Genomic DNA, 15,206 nt, shown 5'->3' on the forward strand with positions numbered 1-15,206 from the left:
TTCTGATGCCGGCGAGCCACAATGCTCACCCACACCGCGAAACATCTGGTCAGTTAACCTTCGTCAGACAGTATAAAACGGTCAGACTATCAATGACAAAACGGCGTAAACCTGAGGGCTAAACACTTGTTACGCCGTTACATACTGCCTTAAAGTCGACAAAAACGCACCGTTATTATTGACCTGACGACGACAACAAAAAACCTCATATGGCTTACGTTGCACTACGGTACAGGAATTATACCGTAGTGCGCCAACATCAAACGGTCTTAATCTCGATAGCGTCGCCCTGCATACGCTTACGCAGAGTACGCTTGGTACGGTCGATAACGTCGCCCGCCAGCTGACCGCAGGCTGCATCGATGTCATCACCACGTGTTTTACGCACGATGGTAGTGAAACCATAGCTCATCAACACTTTGGAGAAACGATCGATACGGCTGTTAGAACTACGGCCATACGGCGCGCCCGGGAACGGGTTCCACGGGATCAGGTTGATCTTACACGGCGTATCTTTCAGCAGTTCTGCCAGCTGATGCGCGTGTTCAGTGCCATCATTGATGTGATCTAACATCACATACTCAATGGTTACACGACCCTGGTTAGCGTTGGACTTCTCCAGATAACGACGAACCGCGCCAAGGAATGTTTCGATATTGTACTTTTTGTTGATAGGTACAATTTCGTCACGAATTTCATCGTTCGGCGCATGCAGAGAAATCGCCAGCGCGACGTCAATCATATCACCCAGCTTATCCAGTGCAGGGACAACGCCTGAGGTGGATAGCGTGACGCGACGCTTGGACAGCCCAAAACCGAAGTCATCGAGCATGATTTCCATCGCCGGAACCACGTTGGTCAGGTTGAGCAGCGGCTCACCCATCCCCATCATCACCACGTTGGTAATAGGACGCACGCCCGTAGCCTTTACCGCACCGACGATCTTCGCCGCGCGCCAGACCTGACCAATGATCTCAGATACCCGCAGGTTACGGTTAAAGCCCTGTTGCGCCGTAGAGCAGAATTTACACTCTAATGCGCACCCGACCTGTGAAGAAACACACAGGGTCGCACGATCGTCTTCCGGGATATACACCGTTTCAACGCGCTGATCGCCAACCGCGATAGCCCATTTGATCGTACCGTCAGAAGAACGCTGCTCTTCCACCACTTCCGGGGCGCGAATTTCAGCCACTTCTTTCAGCTTGTTACGCAGCACCTTGTTGATGTCAGTCATGTCATCAAAGTTGTCGCTGCAATAGTGGTACATCCACTTCATGACCTGATCGGCACGAAACGGTTTTTCGCCCATCTCTTTGAAGAATTCGCGCATTTGCTGACGGTTCAGATCCAGCAGGTTAATTTTTCCATTTTTATTTGGAACCGCAGGAATGACGACTTCAGAGGTGTTAACTAATTCAGACATAATTTTTTCCGGCCTCGTTGTTACACGTTGTGGCCCGTGGAGGGTTAAAAAGAAACGCCCCGGCAAGCGATCTGCTCTTCCGGGGCGTTGCATTGTACAAAGTCTGGCGCAGGGATGCCACGTTTGCACGAAGCATTAGCGAAAATAATATGTAAAGGAAGATCGTAGGCCTGATAAGACGCATCAGCGTCACCATCAGGCAAAGCAGAGCCGGATGCGCAAATGCTTATCCGGCCTACAGGACGAGCTTATCAGCGAGTGCGCGGGCAAACCTCACCTTCACCAAAGAAATAGGCGATTTCGCGCGCCGCTGACTCAACGGAGTCGGAACCGTGAGTACCGTTCTCGGTGAAGCTGTCAGCATAGTCTGCACGCAGAGTACCGGCCAGCGCATTCGCCGGGTTGGTTGCGCCCAGCAGATCACGATGACGCTGTACGGCATTTTCGCTTTCCAGAACAGAAACAACGATCGGACCGGAGGTCATGAATTCAACCAGACCGTCAAAGAACGGTTTGCCATCGTGCTCAGCATAGAAGCCACGTGCCTGCTCAACGGTCAGGTGCAGCATTTTAGTGCCGACAATTTTGAACCCTGCTGCTTCAAAGCGCGCAAAGATGCTCCCAATAACGTTTTTTGCCACCGCGTTTGGTTTGATGATGGAAAAAGTACGTTCAATAGCCATGATAACCTCTGTAATGTGTTCTGTTGTTGTCTATATAGATGTACGACCTGGCGCGGATTATAAAGAGCATCCCGGCAATTGACTATTGATGAAGGTAACATTTCTTTAAAATAAGATGAATTTTAGCAACAAACAGTCACCAACTGGTCTACTGCATCGAAAATCTCACCGTCGCTACCTGACCAGCATCATCCATCACCAGCAGTTGATAATCCCCTTTAGTCACCAGCCGTAGCGTAAGACGACGCCCGCGTTCATCCAGCCTTTCACCGTTAAGAAACCACCAGCGTTCACCGCTCCCACCGCTGGTTTGCACCGGCAATGAGGCTTGAGCAGAACCGGGTAAACGCTTCACAATCGCGCCATCACGAATGCCTGTCAACTGCAACGGCTGCGAAGCGTCTTGCCCCAGCGGCGGACATGTGGCAGAAACTGGCGGTAATCTCTCCCCACGGCGTTCTGATTCCGGTAGCCATGGCTCCAGCGGCAACGGCCAGACGATTAACGTTTGCTCGTGCGCCTGCGGGCAATCCGCCGCCACACGTTTGCCTTCATCATCCAGCCAGACAGGAAAACGAATGCCATTAACCCCTTCCTGCTCGGGCAATAATAACGTTGGTGGCTGACTGCCATCCAGTAACCAGGTTGCCAGACGGCGACGGCAGTTGCTGTCTCCGGGGGCAAGGGATTGCCCACCCGGCCAGCACACCACGCCGCGACTCACGGAATCAGGACGTGGATCTTCCGGCTGATTGGTCCCGCGAGAGAGCAAAAGATTGTTGACCTGATTGAGCAGCGGCACGGCGCTGGCAAATCCAAACTGGCCCACCACCGGCGTTCCGTCTGGTCTGCCAGTCCAGATACCGATCACATAACGAGCATTAACACCAATCGCCCAGGCATCGCGATAGCCATAGCTGGTGCCCGTTTTCCACGCCAGCGGAACCACTCTGCTCAGTGCGTTATCCGGCAGCGGTTGCGCTTCGTCGGCCATAATACGGCGAATAATCCACGCCGCACCCGCCGACATCAACGGACGTTCAAGCAGTGGGTCACCCGGCTGCAGACGTAGTTTTCCCGCTTTTCCCTGGCGGGCAAAGGCGCTGTACGCTGCGGCCATATCTTCCAGCCTTGCCCCCGCACCACCTAAAATCAGCGACAGATTCGGCGCGGCCCCTGCGGGCAGATACAGCGGTAAGCCGACATTACGTAACGATGCGGCAAAGCGCTTCGGACCATAGGCTTCAAGTACCTGCACGGCGGGTAAATTCAACGACCTTACCAGCGCTTCGCTCATGCTCACCGGGCCATGAAAACCGCTGTCAAAATTCCCTGGTCGATAGTCCCCGGTTCGCCGCGGCACATCCTGCAACAACGAAGCGGGATGAATGAGTCCGTCATCCAGCGCCAGACCGTAAACAAACGGCTTCAGCACCGAGCCTGGCGAACGGATCGCATTCACCATATCCACATGACCAAAGCGGGAGTCGTCATTCATATCTACCGACCCCACCCAACCACGCACGCTCATATCGGTGTGATCGACCACAATCATTGCCAGCGAACTGCGTGCAGGTAAGCGCCCCTTCCAGTTCTGCGCCAGCTCTTCCAGTTGACGCTGCAATCCGGCATCAAGGGTAGTCACGATTTTATCGCTCCGGCTTTTTCCCAGCATCATGCGCGAGAATAACGGCGCTAACTGCGGCATTTGCCGGGGCGCCAGCCAGACCGGTTCTTCACGCGACTCCTGTACCTGTCTGGCAGACCAAATACCCTGGGTCGCCATACGTTCGAGCACTTTATTACGCGCCGCTTCAGCACGGTCCGGCCAGCGATCCGGACGCAGGCGACTCGGTGCCTGTGGCAAAACAGCCAGTAGCGCGGCATCGGAGTAACTCAATTGCGCGGGTGATTTACCAAGATAGGCCCAACTTGCCGCCCCCACGCCCTGCAGCGTACCGCCAAACGGCGCACGGTTGAGATACAGTGTCAGGATGTCGCGTTTGGAGAGATGCCATTCCAGCTGCAATGCGCGCCAGAGTTGGCGAAACTTGCCGCCGAAGGTTCGCGGATGGGGATCGAGTAATCGTGCGACCTGCATGGTGAGCGTACTACCGCCCGAAACCACACGCCCAGAGGAGAGGTCCTGCCATGCTGCGCGCAGTACTGAAAACGGATTGACGCCGGGATGCTTCCAGAACCAGCGGTCTTCATAGTTAATTAACGCCTCAAGGTAGCGGGGCGACACCTCATCAATCGTTACCGGATACCGCCAGATACCTTCGGCATCGGCAAAGCGCCAGAGTGGCGTACCATCATGTGCCACCACGACCCGTGCCGGATCGACTTCGTGCAAGGGCAGCGGCCAGATTTTATCTGCCGCCCAAACTGCCGCCACAATCAATAGCGCAACGGCTGCCAGCCAGAGCCAGCAGCCGCGTTTACCCAACCCGCGCATCATTTACGGTCTGACAATCAAAAGTCCCTCTGTCGCACCGGTCGCGCGCCACTGCGGAACATACATTGATTCCACCTGTGGGACGGGAACCTGGTAGGTCCCCGGCGTTACCGCTCGCGCCAGATACACCAGCGTAACCGGTTGTCCTTCATTGACCGCCACCGCAGCGACAAAGCGATCGTCACGGAACTCAACGTGCTGGATATCTGCCTGCTGCATCTGATTAAGCAGATTCGCCACTTCGCTACCGCTATCCTGCAGGCTGGCGCTGCCGTTGGCCAGATTCTGGTTTTCCAGTTCCAGTCCTGCTGGCAGTAAGTCAACCACCAGCGCATCCGGCACGTTCTGGCTGGCTTTCACCTCCAGCCAGACCAGCACCAGCTCGCCGCTGCGCAGCGAATCCAGCGATTTGCTGTTTCCGTCGAGCCCCAGAATTTGACGCTCAATATGCAGAACGTTGCTGGCAGGCGTCGGTGAGGTTTGCGGATAACCGCTCACATCCAGACGCAGCCACAGCGGTTGATTACCGGTATTGGTGACGCGCAGCGTAGACAGCGCATCGGCATCCAGATTACGCGTCTGTGATTTCTCCCCGGCTAACGGTTGCTCCGAGAGTGACGTTTGCGCCTGCCATGTGCCTGCCAAGTCCTGTAACGTACGCGCGGCAAGGAACAACGCATTATTTTCCTGAGTCGAGAGCCAGCGCTGCCCAAAGGCCTGTTCTGACAACGTGTTCAGCAGCGTATTCTGCACGTCAGGTTTGAGCTTGTTCTCTTCGAGCAAGGCCAGCATCAACGCGTTATCCCGTAACGCACTGCCGTAATCCGCCATCCACTGTTGCGTATCGCGGCGCGGCGTATTCAGCGCCAGCGTCAACGCCTGTTCACTGCGGTTAGCATCGCCCATATTTTTCAGCGCGATTCCCAGTTGTAACAGCGGTAAACCAGAGGCCGCTTGCGCACGGCGCTCCCAGATCTCACGCAGTGCGCCAAGCGGGGCTTTTTGCTGACGCGCCAGAACCAACGCGGCGTAGGCTTGTACGGCAAACCGGCTTGCTGAAGAGTCGTCGGTATAGCGAATCGACAACATTCCGGGATCCTGCAAATAGCGCAGCAGCCGCTCGTTGCCACGGTTAATGACCTCTACCGGGACGCTGTAGCCCTGTTCATTTGCCCGAACGAGGAAATCCATGACATACGCGGTCAGCCAGTACTCTTCCGACCCGTTTTTATCCCACAACGCGAAACCGCCGTTATCACGCTGCATCTGCACTAAACGAGAAATCCCAATATCGACTGCCGCGCGGCGTTTTTCATCGCTGTCGCCCACAATACCTAACGCCTTCAATTGCGCAGCGTTGGTGTATAAGGATGGGAACAACCCGCTCGCCGTTTGCTCCAGGCAGCCGTAAGGGTAAGCCTTCAGTTCGCGGATATAACGCGCCAGATTTAGCGGCGGCTTACCGCTGAACAGCAGTTGCCCCTGCATCGTTGCAGGGGAGAAGTTGGTCAGTTCTTCGCCCGGAAGCTGCCAGGTTGCGCCCGGCTGAAGTGCGACACCGTTATTAACGGTTTGCGCCGGGAACGCCGGACGCACGCCAATCTTCCACTGTTTATGCTGAACTGGCAGCGTTTCACCCGGTAAAGTCAGACCGCTAATTTCTGCCTGAATTTCGCCATCGCTAAACCCCTCCCGCGCACGCACCGGAATAAACAACGTAGTCCGTACGCCTGGTGCCAGATTCAATGGAGCAGGATCTTGCCCCATCAGCTCCAGTAAACCGCTGGCCGCGAGCTTAATATTCAGTGTTTGCGGTTTGTCAGTCAGGTTAGTCACGTCCAGCGTCAGTCGCGAGGTATCGCCTCCCGCCAGAAAACGCGGCATATTCAGTTCAGCAATTACCGGCGCGGCAACAATCACCTTGCTTTCACTGCTGCCAAAGTCATCCGCCGTCCAGGCCTGTGCCATTACCCGTAGCTCGCCGTTGAAATCACCAATCGGTAGCGTCACCGTACCTTCGCCCTGCTCGTTGAGCGTGACCGGCAGCGCCTGTTGCGCCACGATATTGACGTGATTAACCGGTGGCTTACCGCCGCGCTTTAATTCATCGCCATCACCACCAAAGCGCAGTGCCGCCAGCCGCCCTTGCCCTTCGATCACCTGGCCGTAAATATCATAAATATCCGCGCCATAGCGTTTTTGTCCGAAAAATGCCTGCCACGGATCTGGCGTGGCGTAATCGGTAATGTTCAACACCCCGCTATCAACGGCAGAGACCAGCACGTTAACCTGTTTTGGTACGTCGCCATTTTTGACGCTGGCTTTAATCTTGACGGTCAACGGCTGATTTGGCCGTATTTTCGCCGGGTTTTCCAGCGCCAGCGCCAGACGACGGTTTTCATCACCTAACGGCAAATGCAGTAAACCAACCGCCCGTTTTGGCGTGGCCGAACGGGACTTGTCGCCAGGACGAACCACCAGCGCACTGAGATACAAATCGTGGCGATTCCAGGTTTTATCGATCGGGATGGAGATATCGAGACCATCCGCCGGTACGTCTATTTCTTGCCACCACAGCGGGCCTTCGCTGGATTCCACCATCGCATAACCTTTGCCAGCAGCGGGAGCGGCAACGTGCAGCTTCATGGTATCGCCAGGACGATAGCTGGGTTTGTCCAGTTTCAGAGTCACGCGATCGGGACGCACGGCCCCACTGCCGTCGCTGTTATCCTGCCAGCTATAACCTGCCCAGAAGCGTACGCTGCTCACCGCATCATTCGGGGCTTTCACTTCCAGACGATAGGCACCCCACTCAACCGGGAAGCTGACTTTACCGGTTTCATCGGCCTTAAGATCCAGAGTCTGCTCACCTTCAACCAGATCCTTTTGATCGAACTGTGATTGCCAGCCCTCGCCTTCAGACCAGTTCCAGTAATAATCCCGGCGCTCGCGGATCAAACGCACCTGCAAACCGGACACCGCTTTTTTCTCGCCCTGCGCATCGGCATAAACAATGTCGAAAGCGGCGTTGCTGTTTTCATCAACGATAGGCTGATTCACGGTGGTATCAGTGCGGTAGTCATAGACGGCTTTTGCCGCAAACTGCGGACGAATACCCGGCAGCGTGTCCGCAGGCCAGATGGCTTGTTCAGCCCGACGCGTCACCGGGCGGCCACCTGACTCCAGCAGGCTGGCTTGCAGGATCACCTGTAACGGGGAATGCGTCTCCTGCCATTGGCTGTTGGTGGTCACTTCGCCGCGACCGTGTTCATCCAGCGTAAGCTGAACTTCATCGAGGCTGCGGGACAGGTTTTCTTCAGCAATATTACCAAACTGGAACCCCGGTAATGCCTGCACCGCTTCGCGCAGCGGGCGCAGGAAAAGCTGCCCTTGCAGAGCATTGCCGTTAGCAGGCGCGCCGTACAGGTAGTAGCCCACTACCGAGAACTTCACTTCATCAGCCGGAGCTACCGGAATCTTATTAGCGGAGAGATTGAGCGCCATCCGCTCAGGCATAAAATCTTCGACGTGGAAATCCCACATCCGTGACTGGTTGTCGCCCGTATTAGCACGAATATGCCACATACCGGTTGGCGCGTTGGTGTCCAGCGGCCAGCTAAAGCGATACAGACCGTTCTCCGGCTGGCTAACCACCGAACGTAACACTTGCCCATCGGGCTTCACGACCTCCAGCTTCACCGGCTGGTCGGGCAACGTGTTGCCGTCGCTGTCACGCAGTAATCCGTTGAGGATCACCGTTTCGCCAGGACGATAGAGGTCACGGGGACCAAACATAAAGAATTGTTTGCTGTATCCCGGTGCACCGGCAATATCAAATTCAGCCAGATCCAACGCCGGGAGTTTCAAATCCAGCAGCGTGGTTTGCCCGTCTTTGCGGGCCAGCAATAAAGCCGCGTCTTTATCAGTCTCCAGTTTGACATGACCCTGCGCGTCGCTGGTAGCCTGCGCCAGCGTCTGTCCTTTTTCGTTGAGTAACGTGACCTCAATACCCTGCTGCGCAGCGCCGTTTTCCAGACTCTGCGTAAAGACATCCAGTTGATTATGGTAACGGTGTGCAGACACACCAATATCGCTGAGCGTGAACAGCGTAGCGGCATTACTGTAGTTGTATTGTCCAGCCTGATTCATCACCGCGATGTAAACACCTGCTTGCTGCAACGGCTTGATATCGCTCAGCGGCAGCAGCAGCTTCTCACGGGTGTTACGCGCAGGATTGAGATCAAAGCGTCCGGTATACACCAGTTCCGCCATTTTCAGTAGATTGTCAGATTCCCAGTTCGTCAACGAATTGCGGTATTCCCACTGGCTGACAAATGCGCCGAGCGATTCAGGCTTCACGCGAAAGAAGTTCACATCCACACTGTTAACGTTGAGGGCCATTACCGGCAGGCCTTCAATTACTTTTCCCGGCAACAGCGAGCCGCGACTGGCAAACCCAACGCTTGGCTGTACATCGCGGGTGGTAATGTTTTTTTCATAATCAATAGCGAACGTCGCTTTATTCAGCGCCAGCAAATCACGCTCAATGGTCACCACCAGTTCCCGGTTAGGTTCCAGATGGCGTAAGCGCAGCTCTTTCAGATTTGGTGCCAGCTCCCAGGCACCATCCACTTTGCCGCTTTTTTTATCAACAACGTGCACGACGCGGGAAAAATCTTGTTCTGGATCGAGGGGAATGGAGAAGGTCAAAACGAGCGTTGCCGCACCGTCGAGCTGGACCTCTGAGGCATCCAGCAGCGTCAGCGACTTGCCCTGGCTTTGTTGCACCAGCTTTTGTAATTGGGCCTTGTCTTTTACTGGCGCAGTCTGGGGAGCTGGCGAGTCAGGTTTCGCAGCCGTCGGTGATTTTTCGTTATTATTATCGCACCCGACCAGTGCCAGCATCAGCATGCAGGCCGCTACGCGTAAATGTTTCATTTTTCATCCCTGGCCGTAGTGGCCCGTTAGCTACGTAGAACAACTATTATGCGTCAGATTTCCGGCTGTGGAAGTCAGTAACTGAACAACGTTGTCTTAATTTAAGTGATTAATGTGGATTCACCTGACAAATCAGCCTGTTTTACTTGTCGCTTTACGGTAAACATCCGACAATTTGCCAAAACCTGGTAAAAATGGAGATGCCTATGACCACCGCCTTCTTTGTCGCTGCCGACTGGCTTGCCGAACACATTGACGACCCGGAAATACAAATTCTTGATGCCCGGATGGCACCTCCAGGACAGGAAGATCGCGATGTTGGTGAGGAGTATCGTGCGGGCCATATTCCTGGCGCAGTCTTTTTTGATATTGAAGCACTTTCCGATCATACCTCACCGCTACCGCATATGATGCCACGCCCCGAAGCCTTTGCCGTTGCGATGCGCGAGCTGGGCGTTGATCAGGATAAGCATCTGGTTATCTACGATGACGGTAATCTGTTTTCCGCGCCACGTGCATGGTGGATGCTGCGGACATTTGGCGTCGAAAATGTCTCCATTCTGGCAGGCGGTCTGGCAGGCTGGAAGCGCGATGAGTTAATGCTCAAGGAAGGCGATGAGGATTTACCTGAAGGTGAATTTAACGTGGCCTTTACGCCTGACGCAGTTGTGCGCGTTACCGATGTACTGCTGGCCAGTCATGAAAAAACGGCGCAGATCGTCGATGCCCGTCCGGCTGCGCGTTTTAATGGCGAAGTTGACGAGTCGCGTCCTGGTCTGAAACGTGGTCATGTGCCGGGTGCGCTTAACGTACCGTGGACAGAACTGGTTCGTGACGGCGAATTGAAAACCACCGATGAGCTGGATGCTATTTTCTTCAGCCACGGCGTGAGCTTTGACCGCCCCATTATCGCCAGCTGCGGCTCCGGCGTAACGGCTGCCGTGGTCGTGCTGGCACTTGCCACGCTGGGCGTTTCTGACGTCGCATTGTATGACGGCGCATGGAGCGAATGGGGAGCGCGCAACGATTTACCGGTAGAACCGCAATTATAAAGCTGGAAAAGCCGGATAGCGCTTCGCTTATCCGGCCTACAATTTAGATAATCCGGTTCTGTTTAAAGTCGCGCAGGAAACCGCCCCAGCGGCGTTCGTAGAACGGTGCGATATGCTCAGTGATAAAGTGGCTCACGCCCTTCTCACCCTTCTTCACCTGGCAGATATCAATAGGTTCATCGCCCGGCAGCGTATCGGTCGCGACGCTGCCAGCAGCGTGGATGATCTCTTCAATATCCCCTTCCGCTTCAATACCAATCAGCAGATTCGGCTGGGCTTCCGCGCTTTCTTTGATTGAGCAGAGAAACGCGCGTTTTACCGGCTTAATGGTTTTAAACAGCGTGGTCAGCGAGTCAATCATCTGCGCCGGAGGTTCAGCGACTTCAGAGAGGATCAGCGATTCACCGCCTTCCAGTACTTCCTGGGTGCTGAGCGGATTCCCCTCTTCCCCCATCAGCAGGCTGATTTCACGCGGCATAAATTCTTTGCCGGTCGGCAGTTTCGCGTTGAGAAAGAGCGTTTCGCCGAGCGTCATTTCAAATAACGTACGCACCGGCATAACGACAAATGCTTGCTCATCTTCCACCGCCTGCTGCAGGGCTTCCAGAGAAGTGAAGAACGGGATCACGGTCGTGCCGTCTTCTTTTTCCCAGTGCTGCAGGTCGAGAGCGCTGTCTTCAACCACCGCCTCGCCTTCTGCGGCAGTACCCGGCACCCAGACTGTGGATTCCAGTAAAGTACGGAAAAATGCCGGACGATGCGCAGGTTCTGTCGCCGCTTGTTCAAGCAATGTTTCTAATTCGTTTTTTGTTTCGGACATAAGTATCACAAATTGGATGAATACATGTAGGCCGGATAAGCGTAGCGCCATCCGGCAATACAGTAATAAATTATGCGGTCAGCAGATTCGCAATCGTGCGCACACCCAGACCGGTTGCGCCCGCAGACCACTGCTCAACCGGCGCTTTGCGATAGGTTGCGGAGCAGTCGATATGCAGCCAGCCCTGCTGGTAGTTTTCCACGAAATGGGACAGGAAGCCCGCCGCGGTGCTTGCGCCAGCCGGGTAAGCCGCGCTGCCGGTGTTATTCAGTTCGGCAAAGTTAGACGGCAACTGACTACGGTGAAACTCTGCCAGCGGCAGACGCCAGAACGGTTCGTTTTCTTGCGCCGCACTTGCCAGCAGGCGAGCAGCCAGCTTGTCGTCAAAGCTGAACAACGCGTGATAATCGTTACCCAGGGCGGTTTTCGCCGCGCCGGTCAGCGTGGCAGCATCAATGATCAGTTCCGGTTTCTGCGCACTGGCATCGATCAGGCCATCGGCCAGCACCAGACGTCCTTCGGCATCGGTATTCATCACTTCAACTTTTTTACCGTTGCGATAGTGAATAATGTCGCCGAGCTTAAAGGCGTTGCCGCTAATCAGGTTATCCGCGCAGCACAGATACAGCTTCACGCGCTTGTTCAGACCACGGGTGATGGCAAATGCCAACGCACCGGTGACCGTTGCCGCACCGCCCATGTCGGACTTCATTGAGTCCATAAATGCGCTTTGCTTGATGCTGTAACCACCGGAATCAAAAGTAATTCCCTTACCAACCAGGCAGGCATAAACCGGGGCTTCTTTATCGCCTGTTGGGTTGTAGTCCAGCGCCAGCAGCACTGGAGGACGTTCAGAGCCGCGACCCACGGTATGCAGACCCATGTAGTTCTGCTCGCGCAGATCTTCGCCTTTGGTGATGCGGTAAGAGACGTTATCGCACGCGACGGAGCACAGCAGATCAACAGCGCGCTGCGCCAGCTGTTCCGGGCCCAGCTCTTCTGCCGGGGCGTTAATGGTATCGCGCACCCAGTCAATAATCTTCAGACGGCTATCCAGCTCTTTGCGCTGCGCTTCGTCCAGAGCGGCCCACTCAACTTTGCGGGTGCCTTTTGGTCCCTTGTAGCCCTGCCAGAACGCCCAGCTACGTTCAGTATCCCAGCCTTCACCGTCCAGTTGCACGTGTTTAATGCCCAGGCCGTCGATTTTACGCGCGGCACGCTGGATAAGGCCGAGGTCATCTTTTCCGTTCAGGTGCAGGGTAATGCCGTCATTATTAATGCTGTATGTCGCCTTTTCACCCCAGCGGGCATCGGCGGGTTGCGTGGAAAGCGTAATTTTCATGGCTTCTGTCATTTTATTTATCCTTATTTTCGCGCATACAGGAAAACGGGCCACCCGTGGGCAGCCCGTTGACTTATTCGGCTTCGTCCAGCCAGACCAGCAAAATGGCCTCAAGGATTTTTTCGTTCGATGCCTGAGGATCATCATCGAACTCTTCCAGGTCACAGATCCACTGGTGCAGATCGGTGAAACGAACGGTCTTGGGATCGAGATCGGGGAAAGCGTCATACAGCGCCTCGCCGATTTCGCGGCTATCGGTCCACTTCAGTCCCATACTACCCTCTGTTAATGCTCACGCGCATGATTGATTGTGTAACGTGGGATTTCGACCACTAAATCGTCCTCGGTTACCCGTGCCTGACAGCTTAAACGGCTCTCCGGCTCCAGTCCCCAGGCTTTATCCAGCATGTCGTCTTCTTCTTCTGTGCTTTCCGGCAAAGAATCAAAACCTTCACGCACGATGCAGTGGCAGGTAGTGCAGGCACAGGATTTTTCACAGGCGTGTTCAATCTCAATCCCGTTACGCAGGGCAACGTCGAGAATGGTTTCGCCTGTCTCAGCTTCCAGAACTGCGCCATCGGGACAGAGATCCTGATGAGGCAAAATAACAATCTTTGGCATATTAAACCTCGTCCACGGAATGGCCTTTCAGCGCGCTACGGACGGATTTGTCCATGCGGCGAGCGGCGAATTCCTGGGTTTGTTTGTCTACGTTTTTAATGGCTTGTTCTATCGCGTCAACATCGTCACCCTGTGCAACCTCGCTCAAGTGCGCGGCGGCGGTGTCGATAGCCTGACGTTCTGCGGCGCTTAACAGCGCGGCATCAGCGTTCAGCGCACCGGATAAACTCTCCAGTACGCGTGCCGCTTCGACTTTCTGTTCTGCCAGCATACGGGCTTTAACGTCCTGCTCGGCAAAACTCATCGAATCCTGAATCATGGAGGCGATTTCACTGTCAGTCAGACCGTAGGACGGTTTAACCTGGATTGAGGACTCAACGCCTGTGGATTTCTCCATGGCGGTGACGCTCAGCAGCCCATCGGCATCCACCTGGAAGGTCACGCGGATATGCGCGCCGCCTGCTGGCAATGCCGGGATGCCGCGCAGCGCAAAACGCGCCAGTGAACGACAGTCCTGCACCAGCTCACGCTCGCCCTGCATCACGTGAATGGACATCGCGGTTTGGCCATCTTTAAAGGTGGTAAAGTCCTGCGCGCGCGCCACTGGGATAGTGGTGTTACGTGGGATCACTTTCTCCACCAGACCGCCCATGGTTTCCAGTCCCAGAGACAGCGGGATTACGTCCAGCAGCAGCATTTCGCTGTCCGGTTTATTTCCGACCAGAATATCCGCCTGGATTGCCGCACCGATAGCGACCACTTTGTCCGGGTCAATAGAGGTCAGCGGCGTACGGCCAAAAAATTCACCGACGCGTTCACGTACCAGAGGCACGCGCGTTGAACCGCCAACCATCACCACTTCCAGCACATCTTGCGGCTCCACGCCCGCATCTTTCAGCGCGCGACGGCAGGCCAGCAGCGTACGCTTGACCAGTGCGGAAATGAGTTCATTAAAGGTTTCACGGGTGATTTCCCCCTGCCATCCAGCCACGTTAACCGTTACAGAATCAGCGTCGCTAAGTGCGATTTTCGCTGCAATCGCGGCATCCAGCAGTTCACGCTGTACGCGGTTATCGCTGCGATCGGCCACGCCCGCCTGCTCGCGAATGTAATCGGCCAGCAGATGGTCAAAATCGTCGCCGCCGAGCGCGGAATCACCGCCGGTCGCCAGCACTTCAAACACGCCACGGCTCAGGCGCAGAATAGAAATATCAAACGTACCGCCGCCAAGATCGTAGACTGCGATCACGCCTTCCTGACCGGAGTCCAGACCATACGCGATCGCCGCTGCGGTCGGTTCGTTCAGCAGACGCAATACGTGCAGGCCCGCCAGACGCGCGGCGTCTTTGGTCCCCTGACGCTGTGCGTCGTCAAAGTAAGCCGGAACGGTGATTACCACGCCGTCCAGTTCGCCGGACAGCGATTCGGTAGCCCGCGCGGCCAGCGCTTTCAGAATATCAGCGGAGACGCGCACCGGATTAAGCAATCCGGCAGCGGTTTCAATCATCGGCAGACCGTTTTCGCTCGCCTGGAACGTGTATGGCAGATGCGGGTAACGCGCCTGGATATCCGCCAGAGAGCGGCCCATCATGCGTTTTACCGAGCTAACGGTGTTTGCCGTATCCAACGCTGCATTGGCGCGGGCATCGTAACCGACAGAGTAGCCCTGCTGCTGATAGTGAACCACTGACGGCAACAGGTGGCGACCTTCATGGTCTGCCAGCGTTTCGGCCTGGCCACTGCGTACGGTCGCAACCAGGGAGTTGGTAGTGCCTAAATCGATACCTACCGCCAGACGACGCTGGTGCGGCGCGGCGCTCAGACCAGGCTCACTAATTTGTAATAAGGCCATTTTCGCTTCCGGAA

Annotated in this window: 10 protein-coding genes; 1 reads left to right on the forward strand and 9 read right to left on the reverse strand. The window is 55.4% G+C overall.

Annotation, left to right across the window (positions count from 1 at the left end; all coding sequences use genetic code 11):
• Positions 1 to 259 precede the first annotated feature (259 nt).
• From rlmN to OGY33_RS13095, 4 genes are all read right to left on the reverse strand, one after another.
• The gene (gene rlmN, locus OGY33_RS13080; protein ID WP_008785455.1) at positions 260 to 1,426 is read right to left on the reverse strand and encodes a dual-specificity RNA methyltransferase RlmN; all 1,167 of its coding nucleotides are present in this window, start codon (positions 1,424 to 1,426) and stop codon (positions 260 to 262) included.
• A 251-nt stretch (positions 1,427 to 1,677) separates the two neighbouring features.
• A complete protein-coding gene (ndk, locus tag OGY33_RS13085; RefSeq protein ID WP_003037710.1) occupies positions 1,678 to 2,109 on the reverse strand; it encodes a nucleoside-diphosphate kinase in 432 nt (143 codons plus the stop codon).
• A 148-nt stretch (positions 2,110 to 2,257) separates the two neighbouring features.
• On the reverse strand, positions 2,258 to 4,570 hold the full coding sequence (gene pbpC / locus OGY33_RS13090) for a peptidoglycan glycosyltransferase PbpC (protein WP_191238237.1): 2,313 nt from the start codon (positions 4,568 to 4,570) through the stop codon (positions 2,258 to 2,260).
• Complete coding sequence (locus OGY33_RS13095; RefSeq protein WP_191238236.1) at positions 4,571 to 9,505, reverse strand: alpha-2-macroglobulin family protein; 4,935 nt, start codon at positions 9,503 to 9,505, stop codon at positions 4,571 to 4,573.
• Positions 9,506 to 9,711: 206 nt separating this feature from the next.
• Between OGY33_RS13095 and sseA the strand changes: the two genes are divergently transcribed.
• The gene (sseA, locus tag OGY33_RS13100; protein ID WP_191238235.1) at positions 9,712 to 10,557 is read left to right on the forward strand and encodes a 3-mercaptopyruvate sulfurtransferase; all 846 of its coding nucleotides are present in this window, start codon (positions 9,712 to 9,714) and stop codon (positions 10,555 to 10,557) included.
• A 43-nt stretch (positions 10,558 to 10,600) separates the two neighbouring features.
• Here sseA and sseB read toward each other — a convergent pair whose 3' ends face one another.
• The 5 genes from sseB to hscA all read right to left on the reverse strand — a co-directional run bounded on the left by sseB (position 10,601) and on the right by hscA (position 15,192).
• Positions 10,601 to 11,377: an enhanced serine sensitivity protein SseB gene (sseB, locus tag OGY33_RS13105; protein WP_016157136.1), complete on the reverse strand. Its 777-nt coding sequence runs from the start codon at positions 11,375 to 11,377 to the stop codon at positions 10,601 to 10,603.
• 70 nt (positions 11,378 to 11,447) lie between these two features.
• Positions 11,448 to 12,731: an aminopeptidase PepB gene (gene pepB, locus OGY33_RS13110; protein ID WP_103015187.1), complete on the reverse strand. Its 1,284-nt coding sequence runs from the start codon at positions 12,729 to 12,731 to the stop codon at positions 11,448 to 11,450.
• Positions 12,732 to 12,792: 61 nt separating this feature from the next.
• Entirely contained in the window at positions 12,793 to 12,993 is a 201-nt protein-coding gene (iscX, locus tag OGY33_RS13115; protein WP_003037694.1) for a Fe-S cluster assembly protein IscX, read from the reverse strand.
• A gap of 11 nt (positions 12,994 to 13,004) precedes the next feature.
• Positions 13,005 to 13,340, reverse strand: a complete 336-nt coding sequence (fdx, locus tag OGY33_RS13120) for an ISC system 2Fe-2S type ferredoxin (protein WP_003037690.1) — start codon at positions 13,338 to 13,340, stop codon at positions 13,005 to 13,007.
• A gap of 1 nt (position 13,341) precedes the next feature.
• Positions 13,342 to 15,192, reverse strand: a complete 1,851-nt coding sequence (gene hscA, locus OGY33_RS13125; protein ID WP_003838439.1) for a Fe-S protein assembly chaperone HscA — start codon at positions 15,190 to 15,192, stop codon at positions 13,342 to 13,344.
• Positions 15,193 to 15,206: the final 14 nt, after the last annotated feature.

This window comes from Citrobacter sp. Cpo032 (genome assembly GCF_030332975.1).
Lineage (GTDB): Bacteria > Pseudomonadota > Gammaproteobacteria > Enterobacterales > Enterobacteriaceae > Citrobacter > Citrobacter portucalensis.